The sequence below is a fragment of the Rhodococcus sp. UNC23MFCrub1.1 genome (genome assembly GCF_000686025.1).
Taxonomy (GTDB): domain Bacteria; phylum Actinomycetota; class Actinomycetes; order Mycobacteriales; family Mycobacteriaceae; genus Rhodococcoides.
The window spans coordinates 36624-58256 of the sequence record NZ_JMLQ01000001.1; the positions used below are offsets into that span (position 1 = coordinate 36624).

At 66.7% G+C, this 21633-nt stretch carries 21 protein-coding genes; 11 read left to right on the plus strand and 10 right to left on the minus strand.

Going from position 1 to position 21633, the window contains the following annotated elements; translation table 11 throughout:
• Positions 1-85 precede the first annotated feature (85 nt).
• The 4 genes from BR07_RS0100175 to BR07_RS0100190 are packed head-to-tail and all read left to right on the plus strand — an operon-like array spanning position 86 to position 3189.
• Positions 86-409 (plus strand): type VII secretion target, encoded by a 324-nt coding sequence (locus BR07_RS0100175; RefSeq protein ID WP_027503709.1) that lies wholly within the window; start codon positions 86-88, stop codon positions 407-409.
• On the plus strand, positions 406-1401 hold the full coding sequence (locus BR07_RS26465) for a C40 family peptidase (RefSeq protein WP_027503710.1): 996 nt from the start codon (positions 406-408) through the stop codon (positions 1399-1401). The genes BR07_RS0100175 and BR07_RS26465 overlap by 4 nt, the downstream gene beginning before the upstream one ends.
• Positions 1398-1913 (plus strand): hypothetical protein, encoded by a 516-nt coding sequence (locus BR07_RS0100185; protein WP_027503711.1) that lies wholly within the window; start codon positions 1398-1400, stop codon positions 1911-1913. The genes BR07_RS26465 and BR07_RS0100185 overlap by 4 nt, the downstream gene beginning before the upstream one ends.
• 10 nt (positions 1914-1923) lie before the next feature.
• Positions 1924-3189 carry a hypothetical protein gene (locus BR07_RS0100190; protein ID WP_027503712.1) on the plus strand — a complete coding sequence of 422 codons (1266 nt, stop codon included), beginning with the start codon at positions 1924-1926 and terminating at the stop codon, positions 3187-3189.
• Between the two features lie 15 nt (positions 3190-3204).
• On the opposite strand, the gene BR07_RS0100195 is transcribed toward BR07_RS0100190, so the two are convergent.
• A complete protein-coding gene (locus tag BR07_RS0100195) occupies positions 3205-3546 on the minus strand; it encodes a DUF2200 domain-containing protein (protein WP_027503713.1) in 342 nt (113 codons plus the stop codon).
• Between the two features lie 309 nt (positions 3547-3855).
• On the opposite strand from BR07_RS0100195, the gene BR07_RS22640 reads away from it, so the two are divergent.
• Positions 3856-4695, plus strand: a complete 840-nt coding sequence (locus tag BR07_RS22640; protein WP_037183796.1) for a hypothetical protein — start codon at positions 3856-3858, stop codon at positions 4693-4695.
• A 351-nt stretch (positions 4696-5046) separates the two neighbouring features.
• On the opposite strand, the gene BR07_RS0100205 is transcribed toward BR07_RS22640, so the two are convergent.
• Together BR07_RS0100205 and BR07_RS27505 are read right to left on the minus strand one after the other, a co-directional pair.
• The gene (locus tag BR07_RS0100205; protein ID WP_027503714.1) at positions 5047-6264 is read right to left on the minus strand and encodes a DUF4041 domain-containing protein; all 1218 of its coding nucleotides are present in this window, start codon (positions 6262-6264) and stop codon (positions 5047-5049) included.
• A gap of 40 nt (positions 6265-6304) precedes the next feature.
• Positions 6305-7573, minus strand: a complete 1269-nt coding sequence (locus BR07_RS27505; RefSeq protein ID WP_027503715.1) for a hypothetical protein — start codon at positions 7571-7573, stop codon at positions 6305-6307.
• Between the two features lie 775 nt (positions 7574-8348).
• Here BR07_RS27505 and BR07_RS26470 point away from each other — a divergent pair.
• Complete coding sequence (locus BR07_RS26470) at positions 8349-8921, plus strand: hypothetical protein (protein ID WP_231476187.1); 573 nt, start codon at positions 8349-8351, stop codon at positions 8919-8921.
• Between the two features lie 116 nt (positions 8922-9037).
• On the opposite strand, the gene BR07_RS0100230 is transcribed toward BR07_RS26470, so the two are convergent.
• The 5 genes from BR07_RS0100230 to BR07_RS0100255 form a co-directional block, all read right to left on the minus strand.
• Positions 9038-10108 carry an adenosine deaminase gene (locus tag BR07_RS0100230; RefSeq protein WP_037184105.1) on the minus strand — a complete coding sequence of 357 codons (1071 nt, stop codon included), beginning with the start codon at positions 10106-10108 and terminating at the stop codon, positions 9038-9040.
• 108 nt (positions 10109-10216) lie between these two features.
• Entirely contained in the window at positions 10217-10993 is a 777-nt protein-coding gene (locus BR07_RS0100235; protein ID WP_027503720.1) for an amino acid ABC transporter ATP-binding protein, read from the minus strand.
• Positions 10990-12447: an ABC transporter permease subunit gene (locus BR07_RS26475; RefSeq protein ID WP_081821084.1), complete on the minus strand. Its 1458-nt coding sequence runs from the start codon at positions 12445-12447 to the stop codon at positions 10990-10992. The genes BR07_RS0100235 and BR07_RS26475 overlap by 4 nt, the downstream gene beginning before the upstream one ends.
• A gap of 43 nt (positions 12448-12490) precedes the next feature.
• Positions 12491-13774 (minus strand): thymidine phosphorylase, encoded by a 1284-nt coding sequence (locus BR07_RS0100250; RefSeq protein ID WP_027503721.1) that lies wholly within the window; start codon positions 13772-13774, stop codon positions 12491-12493.
• Positions 13767-14201: a cytidine deaminase gene (locus BR07_RS0100255; RefSeq protein WP_027503722.1), complete on the minus strand. Its 435-nt coding sequence runs from the start codon at positions 14199-14201 to the stop codon at positions 13767-13769. The genes BR07_RS0100250 and BR07_RS0100255 overlap by 8 nt, the downstream gene beginning before the upstream one ends.
• A 252-nt stretch (positions 14202-14453) precedes the next feature.
• Between BR07_RS0100255 and sdhC the strand changes: the two genes are divergently transcribed.
• The 4 genes from sdhC to BR07_RS0100275 are packed head-to-tail and all read left to right on the plus strand — an operon-like array spanning position 14454 to position 17872.
• Positions 14454-14861 (plus strand): succinate dehydrogenase, cytochrome b556 subunit, encoded by a 408-nt coding sequence (gene sdhC / locus BR07_RS0100260; RefSeq protein ID WP_081821085.1) that lies wholly within the window; start codon positions 14454-14456, stop codon positions 14859-14861.
• A 3-nt stretch (positions 14862-14864) separates the two neighbouring features.
• Complete coding sequence (locus BR07_RS0100265; protein WP_027503724.1) at positions 14865-15326, plus strand: succinate dehydrogenase hydrophobic membrane anchor subunit; 462 nt, start codon at positions 14865-14867, stop codon at positions 15324-15326.
• Positions 15327-15338: 12 nt separating this feature from the next.
• Positions 15339-17090 carry a succinate dehydrogenase flavoprotein subunit gene (gene sdhA, locus BR07_RS0100270; protein ID WP_027503725.1) on the plus strand — a complete coding sequence of 584 codons (1752 nt, stop codon included), beginning with the start codon at positions 15339-15341 and terminating at the stop codon, positions 17088-17090.
• Positions 17090-17872, plus strand: a complete 783-nt coding sequence (locus tag BR07_RS0100275) for a succinate dehydrogenase iron-sulfur subunit (protein WP_027503726.1) — start codon at positions 17090-17092, stop codon at positions 17870-17872. The genes sdhA and BR07_RS0100275 overlap by 1 nt, the downstream gene beginning before the upstream one ends.
• A gap of 64 nt (positions 17873-17936) precedes the next feature.
• On the opposite strand, the gene BR07_RS0100280 is transcribed toward BR07_RS0100275, so the two are convergent.
• Entirely contained in the window at positions 17937-19154 is a 1218-nt protein-coding gene (locus BR07_RS0100280) for an acyl-CoA dehydrogenase family protein (RefSeq protein ID WP_051612910.1), read from the minus strand.
• A gap of 182 nt (positions 19155-19336) precedes the next feature.
• On the opposite strand from BR07_RS0100280, the gene BR07_RS22660 reads away from it, so the two are divergent.
• Complete coding sequence (locus BR07_RS22660; RefSeq protein ID WP_051612911.1) at positions 19337-20578, plus strand: MFS transporter; 1242 nt, start codon at positions 19337-19339, stop codon at positions 20576-20578.
• Here the strand turns inward: BR07_RS22660 and BR07_RS0100290 are convergent.
• Positions 20537-21559, minus strand: coding sequence for a LacI family DNA-binding transcriptional regulator (locus BR07_RS0100290; protein ID WP_027503728.1), 1023 nt, complete (start codon positions 21557-21559; stop codon positions 20537-20539). The genes BR07_RS22660 and BR07_RS0100290 overlap by 42 nt on opposite strands.
• Between the last annotated feature and the right edge of the window lie 74 nt (positions 21560-21633).

Genomic DNA, 21633 nt, shown 5'->3' on the forward strand with positions numbered 1-21633 from the left:
GATCCGCGTGATCGGGGAACCGCGAGCCGCTCCGCACCGTCTGACTTCGAGACGGTGCGAGCACGCGAGTGAACGGTGGACTGCAGTGGCCGAGAGCGGTACGACATTCGACGTCCGAGTGGACGGTCTGCACGACGGTGCCGGCCGTCTGACCGACGCCGCACTCCTCGTGCGGGACGCGTCCACGGTGGCACGGGGTGCAACGGGCTCCGCGGCGACGCTCGGCCTCGTCGGAGCCGACTTCGGAGTCGCGTTCGCCGGTGCCGCGGCGCGCTACGCCGACGGCCTCGGCGCGCTGTCCGACCTGTTCGAGCACCTCGGGTCGTCCGTGCAGTCCGCAGCGCGGTCCTACGACGACGGCGACACCTCGCTGTCCGACGTGCTGATCGGCACCGGTGCACCGCGATGATCGATCTGCTGGCCGCGCCCCTCGAGACTCTGATCCGCTCTCTCGGCACCGGCCGTCCGTTCCCCGACACCGATTCCCTCGACTCGGGCATCGCGTCACTGTCCGACGCCTCGCGACAGGTGACCGACGGAGTCACCGCTCTCTCGGACGCGTGGTCCGGACCCGCGTCCGAGGCCGCTCTCGACCTCACCGTGCGCGGCGCCGCCGCGGCCGGGTCGATGATCGAGCACGCCGGCGCGCTGCAGTCACTCGCCGCCGAGGCGCAGGCGAGCGTCGCGCGTGGGGTCGCCGAGCTGCAGACCATCATGGCCGCTTTCCTCACGGGCGCAGCGGCACTCGCGCCCGCGGCCCTCACTCCCCCGGGACAGACCGCACTCATCGCCCACGCGACGCACCACCTCGACAATGCTCTCGCCGTCCACGCTCGGGTGCGAGCAGAGCTCGATGCCCTGGCCGCCCGCGTCGGCGCACTCGTCGTGCCGGAGGTTCCCGCGCTTCCGTCTCTGCCCGCGTCGCCGGACGCGGCTCTCCGCGGGCTGTTCGCGCCGACGGCTCCGGAGCAGCCGGTCGATCCGGCGTCGCCCGGCGTCGACGAGACCGGCACGCTCGTGACGCTTCCCGACGGCAGCACCGCCATGGCGCCCAACGAGCGCGCGGCCGGAGCCGTCCGCTTCGCGCTCGCCCAGCAGGGCACGCCGTACGTGTGGGGCGGCACCACCCCCGGGCAGGGCCTGGACTGCAGCGGACTCACGCAGAGCGCGTACGGCACCGCCGGCGTGGACCTGCCGCGGCTCGCGGCCGACCAGGCGGTGGGCAGCCCGGTGAGCGCCGAGGACCTGATGCCGGGCGACCTCGCCGTGTGGGACGGTCACGTCGCGATGGTGGTGGGGAACGGTCAGATGGTGGAGGCGGGCGACCCGGTCAGCGTCAGTGCCGTCCGGACGTCGAACGTCGGCATGAGCTTCCACGGCTTCTACCGGCCGACCGCATGACCGGCGGACACGCCACCTCGCGCGCCGGACGCATCGTGGTGCTGCCGTCCGGCGAGATCGTGGACCTGGAGCTCGAACGTAGGGAGCTCGCCTTCGGGGGTTCCGCGGTAGCTGCCGCGGTGCGGATGCTGCACGGGCTCGCACATCCGGTGGCGCCGGTGCCCACGGCGGGCCCTGCCGACGACGAGCTCGTCGAGATCGGCTCGTCCGGTTCGGCACGACGCGTGTCCGCCCTGCTGCACCGGACTCTCGACGACCTGGCTCGCGTGCGCGGTCGCAACGACAGGGACGACGCGCTCGTCCGGGCCGAGGTGGACGCGCACGGACATCTGGTCGGCCTCACCGTCGAGGACGACGTCCGAGAGATGCGCTGTCATCGGGTCGAGGCGGCGATCGTCCACGCGGTGAACACAGCCGTTCTGGCCGTCGTTCTCGAGCGTGCCGACGTCCACGCCGCCCTGCGTCTGGGGCTCGACACGGCGTCCAGTGAGGACGCCCGGCGGCTGGGATAGGCTCGCGGCCATGGCTGGAGACATCGTCCCGATCGAACTCGGTGTGACTGCCGGCGACCTCGTCACCCTGTGGGCGCCCGAGTGGCGTGAGGACGGCGAGGAGTGGGAGGCCTTCCTCGGTCGCGAGGACGATCTCTACGCGTTCCCGTCGGTGGCCGAGATGGCGGCGTTCATCCGCACCGACACCGACAACGACCTCGTCGACCATCCCCAGTGGCGCACCGTCGTCGCGCTCTCCGCAGCGCACATCGAGCCGGACGACGACCACGTCTACGACCTCGTGGGCGTTCCGGAGCTCGCCGCGGGGGATCCGGACGAGGACTCCATCATCGAGCTGGCCCGCTCCCTCGAGATGGCACGCACCCTCGGCGAGGTCTGCGAACTGGATGCCGTCACTCGCTTCTTCTCTGCCAATGCACTTCTCGGAGTGCTGTCCCGCGGTGCCGACGCCTTCGTCGGGCGTGAGGGCTCGCAGCTCTGGAACCGTATCGGTGCCGTCGTGGCGAAGGGGTGGGACGCCGTCCTCGACGCCATCGACACCGTCCTGACCACTCCCGACGTCGATGCCGAGGCGACCGCCGTGGCCGATGCGGAGATCACGGCCGCAGCCGAGAACATCGTGGACGCAGAGGATCTGGACGACGAGGACATCGACACCGACGACGACACCGCGTCGGACGACTCCGATGTAGTCGTGGTCCCCGTCGACACCGACGACGAGGACGAGACCTACTGGGGCTCGGTGGGTATCGATCCGGTGCGCATCATCACCTCCGAGGACACCTACTACACACTGCGCTGCTACCTCGACGACGAGCCGCTGTTCCTGGGACGTTCGGGCGCGATCTTCGTGTTCGGAAGTGAGCGCGCGCTCGCCCGCTACCTGGCCGACGATCACGACCACGACCTCACGACGGTCAGCACGTACGACGACGTGCGCACCGCGGCCGTCGACGGTTCTCTCGACGTGCAGGTGACCGACGAGAACGTGTACGTGCTGCCCGGGCTCGCCGACGACCTGGCCCGCGGACCGGAATCCGTCGACGCCGATCAGCTCGATCTCGCCGTCGAACTGTTCACCGACGCAGCCGACTACGCCAAGGACGCGTCCGTCGAGGAGGCACTGGCGCCGGCCACTCCCCTCGGCTGGCTCATCTCCTACATCCTCGAGCCGGTGGACGGACGCATGGCCCCGAGCGCTCCGTTCGACGCCGAGGCGGAGTCGTGGCGCGCCCTGGAGCGCGAGTTCGAGACCCGGTTGCGTCCGACCACCTGACCGTCGGCGTGCCGATCAGGCGCGCAGGATCTTCGCCATCGGTCGCCCCTTGGCGAGCTCGTCGACGAGCTTGTCGAGTCGACGGATGTTCTGCATCAGCGGATCCTCCACCGACTCCACCCGCACCCCACACACCGACCCTGTGATGAGCGGCGCGTTCGGGTTCAGCTGCGCGGCCTCGAAGAAATCGAGGAACGTCGTGTCCGCCGAGAGGTGCTGCGCCAACTCGGCGTCGTCGAAGCCTGTGAGCCAGCGGACGACCTCGTCGAGCTCGTCCTTCGTCCGACCCTTGCGCTCCACCTTGGTGACGTAGTGCGGGTACACGGACGAGACGGGGGTGGTGAAGATGCGGTGCACGAGTGGGAGTGTATTCGGCTCGTCGGCTACGTGGTGCGAACCCATCAAGTTGTCGGTGCGACCCGGCCGAGAAATAAGGTGCTGCCACGCACACCTGGATCGTCCCTTCGTGTGGCCCGCGCACCCAGCCGTGCGATCCCTGGCAAGGCTGTCTGGACGGGTCGACACGGTCAGCCACAGAATCCATTGCCGTTCGCATGCGTACTGCGCCGACGCCGCAACATCGTGGTCACTTGCTCATTGGCAACCAGGGTCGTCGTTTGTCCAGCCCGGTCGCTCGTAGTCGAAGCGAGTGGCTATTGTTCGAGTATGGCCGAGCCCTCGCAGGACAAGCTCTACGCAACAACGCTGCAGACGATTGGGGCTGTCGCGAAGCTCCCCGTAGTACACGTCGACAGAGACGCGTTCCTACGCAAGCAGTTCGCGAGTTCGCCCCATCTTGACATCATTCTCGCCGAGGGACCCCAGGCCGTCTTCACGGTCGAGTCGCTTCGTAAGAAGTGTGATTCCCTCATCAAGAACAGTGCGGCGAAAACCTCGGCCATGTCTTTCGCCGCCGGCCTGCCAGGCAACCCCGTCGTCATGGTCGCCGCGGGCGGAGCCGACGTCGTCCAATATTTCGGGTTCGCCATCAACCTCGCACAGCAAATCGCTTACATGTTCGGCGAAGATGACCTGTTCGATGGTGAAGAACTGTCGGAAACAGCTCAAATTCGCGTGATCGCCTATCTGGGCGCGATGTTCGGTGCGGCTGGGGCATCCGCGCTAGTGGGGAGCATATCGACGGCTGCAGGCGCGAACATCGGCAAAAAGGTTGCCGCACAGGCGCTGACCAAGACAACCTGGTACCCCCTTGTCAAGAAGGTCGGCGCACTGATCGGCCAGAAGATCACCAAGAAGACGGTCGAAAAGACCATTACAAAAGCCGTGCCTGTTGTCGGCGGCTTCGTGTCCGGCGGGCTGACGTATATGACCTTCCGCCCGATGGGCCACCGTCTGGCCGACACACTGGCCAAGAACTTGAACGGGGAGTTCGATGACGACCTCGACCTCAATCCTGAGTTCATGGCGCGAACCCAGGACAGTGGAGTTGTGATCGAGTCGGATAACGTTTCGGAGCCGACGCAAGTTCGTCTCACTGGTCGCTGATCGGACGGCGTACCGTCCGTCGCCGAGCCAACTGCAGGGTTTCTTCATCTGTTGGTGAATGTCTGTTACGAATATCGGACTCACGTGAAACTACTTGGGTCGCGCTACGCGTCCTAAGCGGGCGAACGTTGGAATCGCGAACGGGGCTAGCGCGCCGCCAGATGCGAGGGTGCACAACCGGCGAGCGCAGTCAGTAGGTCTGAGCAGGGCCTCAGTGATCAGAGTGGGGTGGCTTGGGGGCTCCCAGGCGATCTCCCATCTATACCACCGGAGCCGGCCGACAGTCGATCGCCTCGGCCCCTGATCAAGCGTGTCGACGCACGCCGCGACCTGCGTCGGCAAATCCCGTGGCTAGCCGCGAAGTCGCGTCGGCCACTGTCCACGGCTTTGATAGTACTGCGTCGATTGAGGCTCCTCGGTGTACTCCATCAGGTTCCCCACCTGTTGCGCGAGAACGGTCCTCACTTCCAACGGGCGTGCGAAGAAGTACTCACGCCGCAGGTTCGCGTGGTTCAGTCGTCGATCCGAAAATGCAGCGTGCAGTGATGCTTCCAAGGCGACGGCGTCATCAGAGAAGTACAGCGCGTGAACATCGAACGGGAACGGCACCGACGCGCTGCCGAGTTCGCGGACCCGGTCCATTGGTTCAAGCCTCCTGGTCATGCCGATCTTCACCACGTCCGGACCGAATGCACCCTGGTTGCTGATCACATAGACATATCCGGCTCGAATGTTGGCGCGGCGATAGTCGTTCTGCTCGATCGCCGACTGCAGATCCGCCAATTTTTCCCGCACGCGCCGGGCCTCCTCGTCGTCGCGGTCCCCCATTGAATCGGCCACGTTCTGATAGTGCGAGCGCTCCTTATCGAGCTTCTCCCGTTGCGCGGCGAGTTCTTGCTCGACCTTGCGTTCCTCCCGTAGCCGCTCCCGCTCCTCGCGTTGCGCGAGCTTCTCTTCTTGGACCTTCATCAGGTAGTCCGCGGTGAGTTCGAGTTCCGTCACCCGGAGCCGGTGATAGTCGTCAGAGACGTGCATCTCCATCAGCGCTCCGAGCTTGGCTATCGTGGCGGCCGCTTTCTCCAGGCGGTTGACAGCGGTGGCGAGGTTGCCCGCTTTGAGGGTCCGCACGCAGTTCTCCGCCTCGGCGTTGTACGCGCGGAGCATCAACTTCGACAGATCCGCGGTCATCTTGCGACCCTTGGCGAGGGAGTTGTTGAAGGAGAACCTGTCTGACGCTTCGACGGCCGCGGTGGAGATCACGGACTGCTTGATCCGGTCTCGCACATCGGCCAGTCGTTCGCGGTACTGCTCGGCGTTCTGCAGGGGATGTTGGTAGGTGTAGATGCCCACTTCCTGCAGAACGACTCGGTCGTCAGTCTCGACGACGCCCGGTGGCGCCACCGGCGCAGCCTCGGGCGCGGGGGCCGGAGTCGACGCGGTCTGCACAGCCTCGTCGCGTTCGCGAGTGACCGCGGCGAGTTGGTCCTGCAGAAAATGCAGTTCCCGTTCCTTCGCCACCAGTGCGCCTCGGAGTGCCCGGATGACATCTGCGCCGCCATCGTCGGTCATGACCTGTACCTTTCGCACCGCGCGTTGATAAAGGTTCTTGTCATCCTCGAACTCCTCGGGAGTTGCTGACCGGGACCAGGTCGTACGGGTTCTTCGACACACCCGCCCGGAGGTGGTCCAGCGTCGCCCTCGCGTCGACCCGCCCGAGGTCAAGGGCTTCGAAGCTCACTCTGTCAGTGGCCAACTGGACCAGCGCAACGAAGTGGTCCCGCCCCGTTGCCGGGTCGACGGCGTCCACACCGACGGTCATCGACAACGTCGCCACGATACCGTCCCGGTCGGCTTCGAAGATCTCATGCGCGGTGCGCAGGGCGACCTGACACACCGCCGTCGCGTAACGGTCCTTGCAGGCCTTGACCGGCAGAGAAGTGCTGGTGATCGAGTCGCTTGCCTTGGTGTACTTGAAGGCCTTCTCGGTAGGCAGCGTGTCCGGGTGCGGAACGTGCACGGTCAAAGTGAGTTCCCCCACCGCACCGTCGAAGGTGAAGTCGTGCTCGACCTCGAAGCACTCCGGATAGGCGGAGTTTGCGAGAACGATGGACACGTACTCCTCCAGCGCCGCAGGCTTTCGGTCCTGCAGGCCTGTCATGAGCTTCTCGAGGCGCACGTTGGCTGCCAGGATCTCGGTGCGCCGTTGTGCGCACTCCGTCTCGTACTGCGCCTGGGCGGCGGCCAGAGCGTCCAACCGGTGCGTCTCGCGTTCCCGGTGCGCGGTCTCGGCCTGCTGGTGCGCAGAGTGGTGCGCGCTGGCGTACTGCTCCCACTGTCGGCGGTGTTCCCAGTACTGCGCCTGCGCCGCTTCGATGGCAGCGGCATGCTTCTTCCTGCCACCCAGAACGGCCCCGATGCCCGCCGGCGCAGCGGGTTCGACGTAGACCGGTTCCGGGGACAACGGCGGAGGTACGGGGGGCGGCGCGGGCTGGGTCAGGTCGGGGCGGGAGAACGGCGGGTGCTGCACCGGCTGCCGCAGCGAGGCCAGATCCACGTAATCGTCCACCTCGAGCGTGGCGGCGAGGATTGCGTCGATGTCCTCGAGCTGCTGCGCCAAGGTGGCATTGAGCAGGTCGACCTCGGCCTGACGGGCCTGGACATGCAGACGCGCCTGCTCCTTGATCTGCGCCGCAGTGAGGGCGGCGGCGCGGCGGACGTCCGCGACTCTATTGCGTTCCGACTCCTTCCTCGAACGTTCCGCTTCCCGCGTCGCTCGGGCGTGCGCTTGGGCGGTGGCCCGCTGCTGCTGCCGTTCACGCTGTTCCCGAAGTCGGTTCTGGTGTTGAATCTCCGCGAAGAATCCGCGTCGTTTCGCCATGTGAGGTCCTCATCGTTGCGAGATGGTGCTTCAGGTCGGTCTCGACGCACCGTGAAAGGCGTGAGCCGGTGGACGTGTGGGTACTGGTGACAGCACGGTGCTGCCAGAAGAAGTCACGTCAGTTGTCGGTCGGATCGGGATGATCGTTCTCCGCTCGGGTCAGGCAGTCCGTGACGATCGGCATCCGTTCTGGTCACACACGACGCCGTCGGCCTCCGTGATTCCGCACGCATACCCGGACTCGCATGTGAACTCGGTCGGGCCGGACTCCGCAGCGTATTGGCCGCGCACGAATTCGTCTCGGACATTCTGGCAATACTCGCTGTATGCCGTGACTGAGCCGTCCGACCAGGTTGTCTCGACCGGGTTGTCTCCAGGCTGACACCCCACAATGCTGGCCGGCTCGGTGGAGAGCACCACCGGCGGAGGAGTGCTGCGCACAGCCGGCCCGGATGTGGTCGGAAGCGGTGTCAGTTCAGGTGAACTGAACGCGATGGTCGCCACGGTCGAACTGGTCTCCGGATCGGCAGGCGTCCCGCCGCTGCCACATGCGGTGACGACCACGGCAATCATTGACATGGTGACCGCACCGAGTACACGTCTCACGAATCGACCCTTCTTCTGTTCGGCATGAATGGGCTCTCGGTGACCATTCAAGTCGTCGTTGGTTCAGACGAGCCCCTCCAAGCACGATGAAACATACCGCAGGGTCCAAGCGATAGTTCGAGGAATACTGCTTCCGTCAGCCAGCACCGCCACACCCTCGAGAGTGACCATGAAACTCGCTACAGTCCTCGCCGCCGTCGCCCTGCTCAGCACAGCCGGGCTCTCATCCTGCAGTTCCGCAGAACCCGCTACGACCACCACGACACCCGCGATTTCGACCACAGTCCCGTCGACCACAGTTGCGCCGATCAGCTCGGAGACTCTCGCCGATCCTGCACCGGAACCGATCACCTTCGAATGCGGTGATCTGAATCTGTATCAATCCGGCACCGCGCTGTATTCGGATGGAACGACTGGCTACGAAAGCACGTGCGACACGTATGTACCCCCTGCCGAAAAGGTCCTTTGGTACTGCGATTACCCCGAGACAGCCGTATACACCGACGGCACGTCGTCATCGTCAGACCCCGCTTGCATCAACGACGAGCCGATAAATCCGAATCCCGGTGGCGGATTCCCCTACATCGCAGAAGAAGACCGCAATGGAGACGGCGTGGTCAACGGATATGAACGCTGCGGTATCGCGTGCGGACAAGAACCCACCAGCGGTGACATTCAGACCAGGAACGGCTGCGAGGACGGCTATATCACCGGGCCACTGTGCGAGAACTTGGATGGATGAGAAACCATCCACGGTCAATCGCCGATGCGGATACGCCGCGATAGCGAGGAGCATCACCATGCCATTCGAGGGGAGCGTCATGTGCTCCTAGCAGCGGAGCGGTACGCGGACGACCCCTACCCCAACAACACCCGATACCCCGGCTTCACGACGTCGTCGATCAGCGCCAACCTCTGGTCGAAGGGCAGGAACGACGACTTGAGCGCATTGATCGTGAACCGCTCGAGGTCCGACCAGCCGTAGCCGAATGCCGTGGCGAGCCGGTACATCTCCTTGCTCATCGAGGTGTCGCTCATCAGCCGGTTGTCCGTGTTCACGGTGACGCGGAACCGTAAGCGGGCCAGAATGTCGAAGGGGTGCTCCTCGATGCTGGCCACGGCGCCCGTCTGGACGTTGGAGCTGGGGCACAGTTCCAGCGGAATCCGCTTGTCCCGCACATAATTCGCGAGCTGGCCGAGTTCGCGGGCGCCGTCGGCGTTCGTGGTGATGTCGTCGACGATGCGCACCCCGTGGCCCAACCGGTCCGTGCCACAGAACGCGATCGCTTCGTGGATGGAGGGCAGACCGAACGCCTCGCCGGCGTGAATGGTGAAGTGCGCGTTGTTCGCCCGCATGTACTCGAACGCGTCGAGGTGCCGGCTCGGGGGGAAGCCCGCTTCCTTGCCGGCGATGTCGAAGCCCGCGACACCCTGATCGCGGTAGCGGACCGCGAGTTCGGCGATCTCGCGGGAGCGGGCGGCATGCCGCATCGCGGTGAGGAGGCACCCGATGACGATGGGCCGACCGGCCGCACGGGCGGCGCTCTCGCCCTGGCGGAACCCTTCGAGGGTGTGTTCCACGACTTCGTCGAGCGTGAGCCCCTTCTCGAGGTGCTGCTCGGGCGCGTAGCGCACCTCGGCGTAGACGACACCGTCGGCGGCCAGATCCTCGGCGCACTCGCGCGCCACACGCTGCAGGCCCTCGGCCGTCTGCATGACGGCGACGGTGTGTGCGAACGTCTCGAGATACAGCTCCAGGGAGCCGCTGTCGGCGGCGTCGCGGAACCACCGGCCGAGACTCTCCGCGTCCGACGCGGGAAGCCCGTCGTACCCGCACTCGCTCGCCAGTTCCAGCACGGTCGACGGCCGGAGCCCGCCGTCGAGATGGTCGTGCAACAACGCCTTCGGCGCGCGGGCGATGTTCTGCATGTCCAGGGGTGCCGGACCGCTCAGTCGTGCCGCGCTGTCCGGAGCAACCGTCAGATCGTCATCCATGTCCCGACTGTAGTGTTCGCGGCCGCGCCTCGCGCCCTTCGCCTACAGCGGGTCGAGGATGCGTTTGAGGAACTGTTGCGTCCTCTCCTGCGCCGGGTGCGTCAGCACATCGGTGGGGGTGCCTCGCTCGACCACGACTCCCCCGTCGACGAACAGCACCTGGTCGGCCACCTGCTGCGCGAACCGGATCTCGTGAGTGACCACGACCATGGTCCAGCCCTCGCTCGCGAGGTTCTTCATGACCGACAGCACCTCGCCGACGAGCTCCGGATCGAGCGCCGAGGTGGGCTCGTCGAACAGCATGAGCTCTGGGGCCAGTGCGAGCGCGCGGGCTATCCCGACGCGCTGCTGCTGACCGCCCGACAGCTGGAACGGGTACTGGTCCTCCTTGCCGGTGAGACCGACCTGCGCGAGCAGTTCCCTGCCCGCCGCTTCGGCCTCCGCCCGTGGGTGCTTCTGCACGATCACGGGACCCTCGACGACGTTCTGCAGCACCGTCTTGTGCGGGAACAGATTGTGGCTCTGGAACACCATGCCGCTCTGTGCGCGCAGCGCGGCGGTCGCCGACCGGACGCGCCCACGCGGAGCCGACGCCAGCTCACCGAAATCCGCGGACACGTCGCCGATGCGCACGGTGCCGGAGTCCATCGGGTCGAGTGCGTTGAGCCCACGCAGCAGCGTCGTCTTGCCGGAGCCGGACGGGCCCACGACGACGGTGACCGTGCCGCGGTCGGCGGTGAAGTCGACTCCCTGCAGGACGTGGTTGTCGCCGAACGACTTCCGCAGTCCTGCGGCCTCGATCAAGGGCTTCTCGGTCATCGCGCCACGTACCTGTCCAGTCGGGTCTCGAGCCTGCCCTGCACGGACGACAGGACGATGCAGATGATCCAGTAGTACACCGCGGCCACCGAGTACAGCGCGAAGAAGTCGAAGGTGGGAGCCGCCGCGAGCTGCGCCACGCGGAGCAGCTCGGTCACCAGGATCGTGGACGCCAGCGACGTGTCCTTCACCAACGAGATCAACGTGTTGGACAAGGGCGGCACCGCGGTGCGCAGAGCCTGCGGAAGGATGATGCGCTGCAGCGCGGTGCGGTACCCCATGCCGATGGTCTCGGCCGCCTCCCACTGGCCCTTGGGCACGCCGAGGATGGCGGCGCGCACGATCTCCGCCGCGTAGCCACCGACGTTGATGCTGAACGCCACCACCGCCGCCGGGAACGGCGAGATGACCACCCCGAACTGCGGCAACGCGTAGAACACGATGAACAGCTGCAGCAGCAACGGAGTGCCGCGGACGATCGAGACATAGAAGCGCGCGAGCAGCGACAGGGGTCGGATCGAGGAGATCCGGGCCAGTGCCACGGCCAGCGCGATCGCGAGACCGATGACGAAGCTGATCGCGGTGAGCGGCAACGTCGTGGTGACGGTGGCCTTCAGCATCGGCACCAGGTTGCGGGTGATCAGTTCCTGAGTCGACTCGGTGGCCCCGGCCTCGGCGGTGGGGGCGGTGGCCGCGGCGGTCTGCGGATCCGGCACCGCGACGTCGGACCCGAAGTAGCGCTCCGAGGCCGCCGCCAGCGTGCCGTCGTCCTGCAGCTCCTCCAGCGCGGTGTTCACCTGCTCCATCAGGCCGCTGTCCTTGCGGGCGGCGAAGGCCTGCAAACTGGTGTCCCCGGTCTGGGCGGCGACGGCGACACCCGTGTCCCCGGTCTGCGCGAAGTACTCGGCGATGGCGAGCGAGTCGTTGACGGTGGCGTCGACACGGCCGTCCTTGACCAGCGTCACCGCCTGGACGAATCCCTCGACGGCCTGCACCTGAGCGCCTGCGTCGGTGGCCACCTCGGCCCAGTTGCTCGTCGACGACTGCGCCGTGGTCCGGCCGGCCAGATCCGCCAACGAGGTGATCGACGTGTCCCCGGCCCGCGCGACGATCTCGCCCTCGGAGACGGTGTACGGCCGCGAGAGGTCGTACTTGGCCTGCCGTTCGTCGTTGACGGTCACTTGGTTGGCGATGAGGTCGAACCGGCCGGACTCGAGACCGGCGAAGATCGAGTCGAACGGCGTCTGGACGAACTCGACGCGTACGCCGAGTTTCTCCCCGACCGCGCGGACGACGTCGATGTCGTACCCCGTCAGGTCACCGTCGGACCCCTGGAAACTGAAGGGGCTGTACGTGCCCTCCGTGCCGACCACGAGCACACCGTTGTCGGTGACCGTGTCGATCAACGGCTCGTCCGAGGACGACCCGCACGCGCCCAGCACAATCGCGAGCATCACCCCCACCAGCGTGACGAGGAACCACCGAGCGCGCGTCACACTACGTACCGATCCGATCCAGGATCAGCGGCGAGACGGCAGGAGCGTCGTCGCCGACGGCCCATCCGTCCGTCAGTGCCTCGAGCGCACCGTCGAACCGTTCCGGGGTGTCCGTGTGCAGCGTGAACACCGAACTCCCGGCGGACACCCGCTCTCCCGGTCTGACATGCATGCGCACCCCTGCTCCTGCCTGGACCTGCTGGCCCTGCCGCTCGCGCCCGGCACCCAGCCGCCAGGCGGCGATACCCACCGCCATGGCGTCCACACGGGTGACCACGCCGTCGCGGTCGGCCACGACGTCGTGAGTATGTCGTGCCACGGGCAGCGGCGCATCGGGATCGCCACCCTGTCCGGCGATCATCGCCCGCCACCGGTCCATGGCCGTGCCGTCGCGCAGTTTGTCGGCCGGATCGACACCGTCGAGTCCGGCGGCCGCGACCATCTCGCGCGCCAGCGCGAGAGTCAGCTCGACGACGTCCGCAGGGCCGCCGCCGGCCAGGACATCGAGGGATTCCTGCACCTCGAGAGCGTTGCCGGCGGTGAGGCCGAGCGGGGTGGACATGTCGGTGACCAGGGCGACCGTGTTGACGCCCGAATCGGTGCCGAGCTCGACCATCGTCGCGGCGAGCTCGCGCGCCTGATCCAGCGACTTCATGAACGCACCCGATCCGCACTTCACGTCCAGGACCAGTGCGCCCGTCCCCTCGGCGATCTTCTTGCTCATGATCGACGCGGCGATCATCGGGATCGACTCGACGGTGCCGGTGACGTCACGCAGGGCGTAGAGCTTCTTGTCCGCCGGGGCCAGATCCGCACCCGCAGCGCAGATCACCGCGCCGACAGCGGGGTCGTCGAGGAGTCGGGTCATCTCGTCGGCCGTGAGATCGGCCCGCCAGCCCGGAATGGACTCCAGCTTGTCCAGCGTGCCGCCGGTGTAGCCGAGACCGCGTCCCGACAGCTGCGGCACCGCCGCACCGCACGCCGCGACGAGGGGTGCGAGCGGGAGCGTGATCTTGTCCCCGATACCGCCCGTGGAGTGCTTGTCGACGGTGGGACGCGAGATGGACGAGAAGTCCATGCGGCTGCCCGACGCGATCATCGCGTCGGTCCACTGACGGATCTCCACGCGTGTCATGCCGCGCAGCAGAATGGCCATCGTGAGGGCCGACATCTGCTCGTCCGCCACGTCGCCACGGGTGTACGCGTCGACCATCCACGAGATCTGGTCCGAAGAAAGGGTGTGGCCATCGCGTTTGGTGGCTATCACCGATACGGCATCAGGCATCGGTCACCGCCTTCTCAGCGGTGTTCGAGACCTGCCCCGCGGCGAGATCGTCGGGGCCGAACGCCTCGGGGAGGAGGTCGCTCAGTGGACGCACACCCGACGCCGTGTCGATCAGCAGATCGCCTCCGCCGAACTCGAACAGAAGCTGCCGACAACGGCCGCACGGCAGCAGGATCGAGCCTCGACTGTCGCAGCACGAGAACGCGATCAGGCGTCCGCCGCCGCTCGCATTCAGCGCCGACACCAGTCCGCACTCGGCGCAGAGCCCGAGACCGTATGAGACATTTTCCACATTGCATCCGGCGACGATGCGTCCGTCGTCCACTGTCGCAGCGGCCCCCACGGGGTAGTTCGAATAGGGCGCGTAGGCGTGGGTCATAGCCTCACGGGCACTGTCGCGCAAGGATTTCCAGTCGACTTCCGGCATGAGGGCGATCCTGTCACGTCGAGGCTGCCACTGCAGGCAACTCCGAGCGACCCACCAGGTCATTGGACAGGCAAACCTAACTTCCGGTCGGCAGGGAAACGCCAGGCCCAACGCGAATTAGTGCGTGTCCGAGCATGGGATTAGAGTTCGAAGAAGTCGTTTCACACACACGATCGAGCTGGATTTCTCCGGTATCTCTCCGGGCGTCTTCGCTCGTCGCGTCCATCAATGATGTTGGAGGCACTGCACTCGATGGCTAGCACGACCGAAGCCGCCCCGACGCGGGAGCGCACGCGGTCTCTGTACCGCGGAGACCCTGGCATGTGGTCCTGGGTTCTGCACCGGATCACCGGTGTCGTCACGTTCTTCTTCCTGTTCGTGCACGTCCTGGACACGGCGCTCGTCCGCGTCGATCCCCAGGCGTACAACGACGTGATCGACACGTACAAGACGCCGATCGTCGGCCTGATGGAGCTCGGCCTCGTGGCCGCGGTGCTCTACCACGCACTCAACGGCATCCGAGTCATGCTCGTCGACTTCTGGTCGAAGGGAACCCAGTACCAGCGCCTCATGCTGTGGGTCATCCTCGGCATCTGGTTCGTCGTCATGATCCCGGGCGCGGCACGCATCCTCTACAACACCTTCACCGGGGGGCACTGAGCCATGGCGACCACCGACGCAGGTGCCAAGCAGGCACGCACGCTGGGAACGTCTCACGACCGTCCCGCCAGCCTCGACAATCCGCGCTCACCGCGCCGGAAGAACCGCGGCAACTTCGAGCTCTACGCATGGCTGTTCATGCGCTTCTCCGGACTCGCGCTCGTCGTCCTCGTCCTCGGCCACATGTCCATCATGTTGCTGCTCGACGACGGTGTTCACCGCATCAACTTCGCCTTCGTGGCCGGCCGCTGGTCGAGCCCGTTCTGGCAGGTGTGGGACCTGACGATGCTCTGGTTGGCGCAGCTGCACGGCGGCAACGGTCTGCGGACCGTCATCGCCGACTACTCGCGCAAGGACTCCACGCGGTTCTGGCTCACCACGCTTCTGGTGCTCTCGATGATCCTCATCATGGGTCTGGGCACGTACGTCATCTTCACGTTCGACCCCAACATCACCGCCAGCTAGGGGAGAGTGCACATGCAGGAACATCGTTACGACGTACTGATCGTCGGTGCCGGTGGTGCAGGTATGCGCGCGGCGATCGAGGCCGGTCCGCGCGCCCGCACCGCGGTGCTCACGAAGCTCTACCCCACTCGCAGCCACACCGGCGCGGCGCAGGGCGGAATGTGTGCTGCCCTCGCCAACGTCGAGGAGGACAACTGGGAGTGGCACACCTTCGACACGATCAAGGGCGGCGACTACCTGGTCGACCAGGACGCCGCCGAGATCATGGCGAAGGAGGCCATCGACGCGGTCCTCGACCTAGAGAAGATGGGCCTGCCGTTCAACCGCACGCCCGAGGGCAAGATCGACCAGCGCCGCTTCGGCGGGCACACCCGTGACCACGGCAAGGCGCCCGTGCGCCGTGCGTGTTACGCCGCCGACCGCACCGGCCACATGATCCTCCAGACGCTGTACCAGCAGTGCGTCAAGCACGACGTGGAGTTCTTCAACGAGTTCTACGCACTGGACATCGCGCTGACGGAGACCGACGAGGGCCCCGTGGCCACCGGCGTCATCGCCTACGAGCTGGCCACCGGCGAGCTGCACGTGTTCCACGCGAAGTCGATCGTGTTCGCCACCGGCGGTTCGGGTCGTATCTACAAGACCACCTCGAACGCCCACACCCTCACCGGTGACGGCATGAGCATCATCTTCCGCAAGGGCCTGCCGCTCGAGGACATGGAGTTCCACCAGTTCCACCCGACCGGCCTCGCCGGACTGGGCATCCTCATCTCCGAGGCCGTGCGCGGTGAGGGCGGAATCCTCCGCAACGCGGACGGTGAACGCTTCATGGAGCGCTACGCCCCCACCATCAAGGACCTCGCGCCGCGCGACATCGTCGCCCGCTCGATGGTGCTCGAGGTGCTCGAAGGTCGCGGTGCCGGACCGAACAAGGACTACGTCTACATCGACGTGACCCACCTCGGCGCCGACGTCCTGGAGGAGAAGCTCCCGGACATCACGGAGTTCTCCCGCACGTACCTGGGCGTCGACCCGGTCACCGAGCTGGTGCCCGTGTACCCGACGTGCCACTACGTCATGGGCGGCATCCCCACCAAGATCCGCGGTGAGGTGCTCCGCAACAACGACGACGTCGTTCCCGGCCTCTTCGCCGCCGGCGAGTGCGCCTGCGTGTCCGTGCACGGCTCCAACCGTCTCGGCACCAACTCGCTGCTCGACATCAACGTGTTCGGCCGTCGCGCCGGCATCGCTGCCGCCGAGCACGCCAACAGCGTCGACTTCACCCCGCTGCCCGAGGCTCCGCAGAAGATGGTCGAGGAATGGCTCGAACTCATCCTCTCGGATCACGGCAACGAGAAGGTCGCGACCATCCGCACCGAGCTGCAGCAGTCGATGGACAACAACGCGTCCGTCTTCCGTACCGAGGACACCCTCAAGCAGGCCCTGAGCGACATCCAGGGACTGAAGGAGCGCTACGGCCGGATCACCGTGCAGGACAAGGGCAAGCGCTACAACAGCGACCTGCTCGAGGCCGTCGAGCTCGGCTTCCTGCTGGAGATGGCGGAGGTCACCGTCGCCGGTGCTCTCAACCGCAAGGAGACTCGCGGCGGACACGCCCGCGAGGACTACCCGGAGCGCGACGACGTCAACTTCATGCGCCACACCATGGCGTACAAGGTGGGCGAGGGTCTGCTCTCCGATATCCGCCTCGACTACAAGCCCGTGGTGCAGACCCGCTACGAGCCGATGGAGCGTAAGTACTGATGAGCGCACCCGCTATCGACAAGTCCGAAGACAAGGGCGGTCTGCCTGCGGTTCCGGACGAAGCAGTGATGGTCACACTGAAGATCGCTCGCTTCAACCCGGAGGACGACAAGGGTTCGCACTGGGACAGCTTCCAGGTCCCCACCCTGCCGACCGACCGTCTTCTCAACCTGATGCTGTACGTGAAGAACTACCTGGACGGCACATTCTCGTTCCGCCGCTCGTGCGCGCACGGCGTGTGCGGCAGCGACGCGGTCCGTGTCAACGGTGTCAACCGTCTGGCCTGCAAGGTCCTGATGCGCGACATGCTCCCGAAGGACTCCTCGAAGTCCCTCACCATCACGATCGAACCCATCCGCGGTCTGCCCGTGGAGAAGGACCTCATCGTGAACATGGAGCCGTTCTTCGACGCGTTCCGCGCCGTCAAGCCCTACCTGATGACGTCCGGCAACGAGCCCACGCGTGAGCGCATCCAGTCGGCCGCCGACCGCGCGCGATTCGACGACACCACCAAGTGCATCCTGTGCGCGTGCTGCACCACCTCGTGCCCCGTGTACTGGAACGACGGCAGCTACTTCGGTCCCGCCGCCATCGTCAACGCACACCGCTTCATCTTCGACAGCCGTGACGAGGGCGCTCCCGAGCGCCTGGACATCCTCAACGACGTCGAGGGTGTGTGGCGCTGCCGCACCACCTTCAACTGCACCGACGCGTGCCCCCGTGGCATCCAGGTGACGAAGGCGATCCAGGAAGTCAAGCGCGCACTGCTCTTCGCACGCTGATCCTCGCGCACCACCACGAGAGCCCGCTCCTGCACTGCAGGAGCGGGCTCTCGTGCGCTTCGGACTAGACGAACGCCGAGTACCCCGTCACTCCCCTGCCGACGATGAGGTTGTTCATCTGCGACGTGCCCTCGTACGAGTACAGCGCCTCGGCATCGGTGAAGTAACGGATCACGTCGTAGTCGAGCACGATGCCGTTGCCCCCCATGATCTCTCGGGCCCAGCCCACCACCTCACGCAGTCGCGTGGTGGTGTAGCTCTTGGACAGTGCCGCGTGCTCGTCGTGCTGCACCCCGGAGTCCTGCAGCTGCGACACCCGCAGTGCCATCCCGAGGCACGCGGTGATGTTGCCGGCCATGCGCGCGATCAGGTCCGAGATCAACTGGAACGACGCGATGGGCGCCCCGAACTGCTCGCGCTCCTGTGCGTAGGCCACCGCCTTCTCGAAGGCACCGATCATCACTCCGACCGCGCCCCACGCGACGCCGCCGCGGGTGAGGGACAGGACCTTGGCGGTGTCGGCGAACGAGTTCGCGTGCTCGAGTTTGTTCGCGGTGGGCACCCGGCAGTCCTCGAAGTACAGATCTGCGTTCTCGACCGCGCGCAGCGAGTACTTGCGCTCGATCTTCTCCGCACGGAACCCCTCGGGGAAGCCGTCGTCCCCCTTCTCGAGGACGAAGCCCTTCACCTCACCGTCCGCCTCGTCCTTCGCGTAGACGATGATCAGGTCGGCGAAGGTGGCGTTGCCGATCCACCGCTTGCTGCCGTTGAGGATCCAGTGGTCGCCGTCGAGACGCGCCGTGGTCTCCAACCCGCCGGCGACGTCGGAACCGCCGTGCGGCTCGGACAGGCCGAAGGCGCCGATCTTCTCCATGCGGCGCATGGCCGGGAGCCACCGCTCCTTCTGCTCGTCCGAGCCCAGGATGGCGATGCTGCTCATCGCGAGCCCGCTGTGGACAGTGAACATGGTGCCCGTGGACGGATCGACCCGCGAGAACTCCATGCCCAGCCACCCGGTGAAGACCTTGCGTGCGGGCGCGCGACCGTCGAACTCGTACTCCAGACCGACGATCCCGAGATCGGCCAGGCGCGGGAGCAGATGGACCGGTGACTCCGCCTTCTCCCAGAACTCGTTCGCGCGCGGGGCGACCTCGTCCTCGAGGAAGCGACGCACCACCCCTACCGTCTCCGACTCCTCGTCCGTCAGAATGCCCTGGTAGCCGAACATGTCCGCGGCGAGGAACCCCTTCGCGAGAGGTCCCAGCGGTTCGTGCTTGCTCATGTGCGGCTCCTGTGTCGGTCGTCCGGCGAGTGGTCGGGTGACGCCTGTGTCTGTCACCGTGCTGCACGGATACCCCGACTGTCCCGAGATCAGTCGAACCCGTCGAACGGATCTCGAGGTGTTCTCGAGGTCTCCGGAGTCCCCGCTGTGCGGTCTCGACGAGGTGGGGCCATAGTTGAGCGGTGACAGAACCCGGGGGCAGCTCGACGACCGAACCCACCATCGGCCGCGGGCTGGTCCTCCTGCTGGCCGTCACCTGCGGTGTCCTGGTCGCGAATCTGTACTACGCGCAACCGCTGCTCGACACGATCGCCCGCTCCTTCGACATCGAGGAGGGCACGGCGGGGATCCTCGTCACCACCGCGCAGATCGGCTACGCCATCGGTCTGGCGTTCCTCGTCCCGCTCGGCGACCTGATCGAACGGCGGCGCCTCATCGTCACCGCCGCCCTGATCTGCGCCGTCGCGGACGGCATCGCCGTGGTGTCCCCCGGCTTCCCGATGCTCGCCGCCGCCCTCGTCCTCGCCGGGGTGGGAGCGTCCGCCGCCATGGTCATCGTCCCGCTCGCCTCGGCCCTCGCCGCGGAGGAGGATCGCGGACGCACCGTGGGCACCGTCATGAGCGGCCTGCTCACCGGAATCCTGCTCGCCCGCACCGTCAGTGGGTTCCTGTCCGAACTGGGCGGCTGGCGGTTGGTCTACGGGGTGGCCGCCGTGGCCATCGCCCTGCTCGCGGTGGTGCTGCGGAAGTACGTCCCGGTGTCGACCCCGGTGGTGACCGACACCTACCGCGGCATTCTCGGCTCCATCCTGACGCTCGTACGCGAACTCCGGGAGCTCCGGTTGCGCATGGCTCTGGGCGCGCTCCTCATGGCCGCGTTCTCGGTGCTGTGGACCGGGCTCGCGTTCCTGCTCGCGGCTCCGCCGTTCTCCTACGGTGACGCCGTCATCGGCCTGTTCGGCATCGCCGGGGTCGCCGGTGCGTTGATGGCACCCATCGCCGGGCGCATGACCGACAAGGGACACGGACGGCGCGCGACGACGCTGTGCCTGACGATCCTGCTGGCCAGCTGGGCGCTGCTCTTCCTCGGATCGGGCAGCTCCGCCGTGTGGGCCGTCGTCGTCCTGATCGTCGGCATCTTGGCTCTCGACCTGGGCACCCAGGGCGCGCACATCAGCAATCAGAACGTCGTGTTCGTCCTGGATCCGCCGGCGCGAAACCGTCTCAACACCGCGTACATGGTGAGCTACTTCGGCGGCGGCGTCCTCGGTTCCGTCGCTGCGTCCGTCAGCTATTCCGTCGGTGGGTGGGCGGTGCTGTGCCTCACCGGGGCAGCGATCTCCCTCGCCGCACTCGCCATCTGGCTCCTCGGCCGGAGCGCGTCATCGGGGAGTGTTGTGCGGAGTGACCACGTGCACGGGTGACGGCTCGTCCCGAACACCGTCCAGGGCACCGGCGGCCTGCATGAGCAACCGGCACGCCGACCGCGCGTCGGCACGCAGATCATGGTGCAGCACAGCCGAGATGGAGCGCTCGGCCAGCAGCCGACGGTTGTCCGCGTCGAGGTCGTGGGCGATGAACACCCGGCACCGACGACCCACCCGCTCGAAGGCCCGCACGGTGGCGACGTTGCCGCCGCCGATGGAGTAGACCGCCTCGATGTCGGGGTGCTGCGTCAACGCCTCGACCACCAGGTCCTCGACCGTGTCGTCGAGTCCGCTGCTGCGGGCGATGTCGAACACGGCCCGCGGCACCCCGGACGCCGTGCGGCGCAGGGCCCGACGGAACCCGATCTCCCGTTCACCCTCGTTGCGGAACGTGTCGTGGCTCAAGGTGACCAGCACGCTCGACGTCGACTCCCCCAGCCACTGATCGACGAGGTACGCCGCGGTGGCGCCCGCGGCGCCGTCGTCGATGCCCACGTACGCGGTGCGCGCGCTCGACGGCACGTCGCTGACGTAGGTCACCACCGGGATGCCGGCTGCCACGACGGCGTCGAGCGCGTCGGACACCTGCGGATCGTCCGGAGCCTTGACGATCAGTCCGTGCGAGCCGCGCGCGCGGATGCCGTCGAGCGTCTCGAGCATCGCGGGCACCGACTCCGTCTCCCGGAAGTGGAACCGCGACCGGACCACGGCCGGTGACAGCATCGGCAACTCGGCCTCGAGGGCGGACCGCACCTGGGAACAGAACCGCTCGGGTGCCTGCATGACCACGTCGACGAAGAACTTGCGCCCCGACAACCGCAACTGGGTGCGCTGCTTGTCGAGGTCGGCGATGGCCTGGCGCACCTCCGCTCGGGTGTCCTCCCGGACACCGGGCCGCTCGTGCAGCACCCGGTCCACGGTCGCCTCGCTCAGGCCCGACTGCTGCGCGATCTCCCGCACTTTGTAGCGATGTCCCACAGCAGTGTCCTCTCGAGGTGTTTTTGATGCGTTCAGAGTGTTGATCACCGGCGCCGGGACCGCAAGACTTCCCG

Coding starts and splice junctions, on each gene's coding strand:
- BR07_RS26465 (WP_027503710.1), top strand. CDS start 406: ATGATCGATCTGCTGGCCGCGCCCCTCGAGACTCTGATCCGCTCTCTC.
- BR07_RS0100185 (WP_027503711.1), top strand. CDS start 1,398: ATGACCGGCGGACACGCCACCTCGCGCGCCGGACGCATCGTGGTGCTG.
- BR07_RS0100190 (WP_027503712.1), top strand. CDS start 1,924: ATGGCTGGAGACATCGTCCCGATCGAACTCGGTGTGACTGCCGGCGAC.
- BR07_RS22640 (WP_037183796.1), top strand. CDS start 3,856: ATGGCCGAGCCCTCGCAGGACAAGCTCTACGCAACAACGCTGCAGACG.
- BR07_RS0100205 (WP_027503714.1), bottom strand. CDS start 6,264: ATGACCGACGATGGCGGCGCAGATGTCATCCGGGCACTCCGAGGCGCA.
- BR07_RS27505 (WP_027503715.1), bottom strand. CDS start 7,573: ATGGCGAAACGACGCGGATTCTTCGCGGAGATTCAACACCAGAACCGA.
- BR07_RS26470 (WP_231476187.1), top strand. CDS start 8,349: ATGAAACTCGCTACAGTCCTCGCCGCCGTCGCCCTGCTCAGCACAGCC.
- BR07_RS0100230 (WP_037184105.1), bottom strand. CDS start 10,108: ATGCAGAACATCGCCCGCGCGCCGAAGGCGTTGTTGCACGACCATCTC.
- BR07_RS0100235 (WP_027503720.1), bottom strand. CDS start 10,993: ATGACCGAGAAGCCCTTGATCGAGGCCGCAGGACTGCGGAAGTCGTTC.
- BR07_RS26475 (WP_081821084.1), bottom strand. CDS start 12,447: ATGCTCGCGATTGTGCTGGGCGCGTGCGGGTCGTCCTCGGACGAGCCG.
- BR07_RS0100250 (WP_027503721.1), bottom strand. CDS start 13,774: ATGCCTGATGCCGTATCGGTGATAGCCACCAAACGCGATGGCCACACC.
- BR07_RS0100255 (WP_027503722.1), bottom strand. CDS start 14,201: ATGCCGGAAGTCGACTGGAAATCCTTGCGCGACAGTGCCCGTGAGGCT.
- sdhC (WP_081821085.1), top strand. CDS start 14,454: ATGGCTAGCACGACCGAAGCCGCCCCGACGCGGGAGCGCACGCGGTCT.
- BR07_RS0100265 (WP_027503724.1), top strand. CDS start 14,865: ATGGCGACCACCGACGCAGGTGCCAAGCAGGCACGCACGCTGGGAACG.
- sdhA (WP_027503725.1), top strand. CDS start 15,339: ATGCAGGAACATCGTTACGACGTACTGATCGTCGGTGCCGGTGGTGCA.
- BR07_RS0100275 (WP_027503726.1), top strand. CDS start 17,090: ATGAGCGCACCCGCTATCGACAAGTCCGAAGACAAGGGCGGTCTGCCT.
- BR07_RS0100280 (WP_051612910.1), bottom strand. CDS start 19,154: ATGAGCAAGCACGAACCGCTGGGACCTCTCGCGAAGGGGTTCCTCGCC.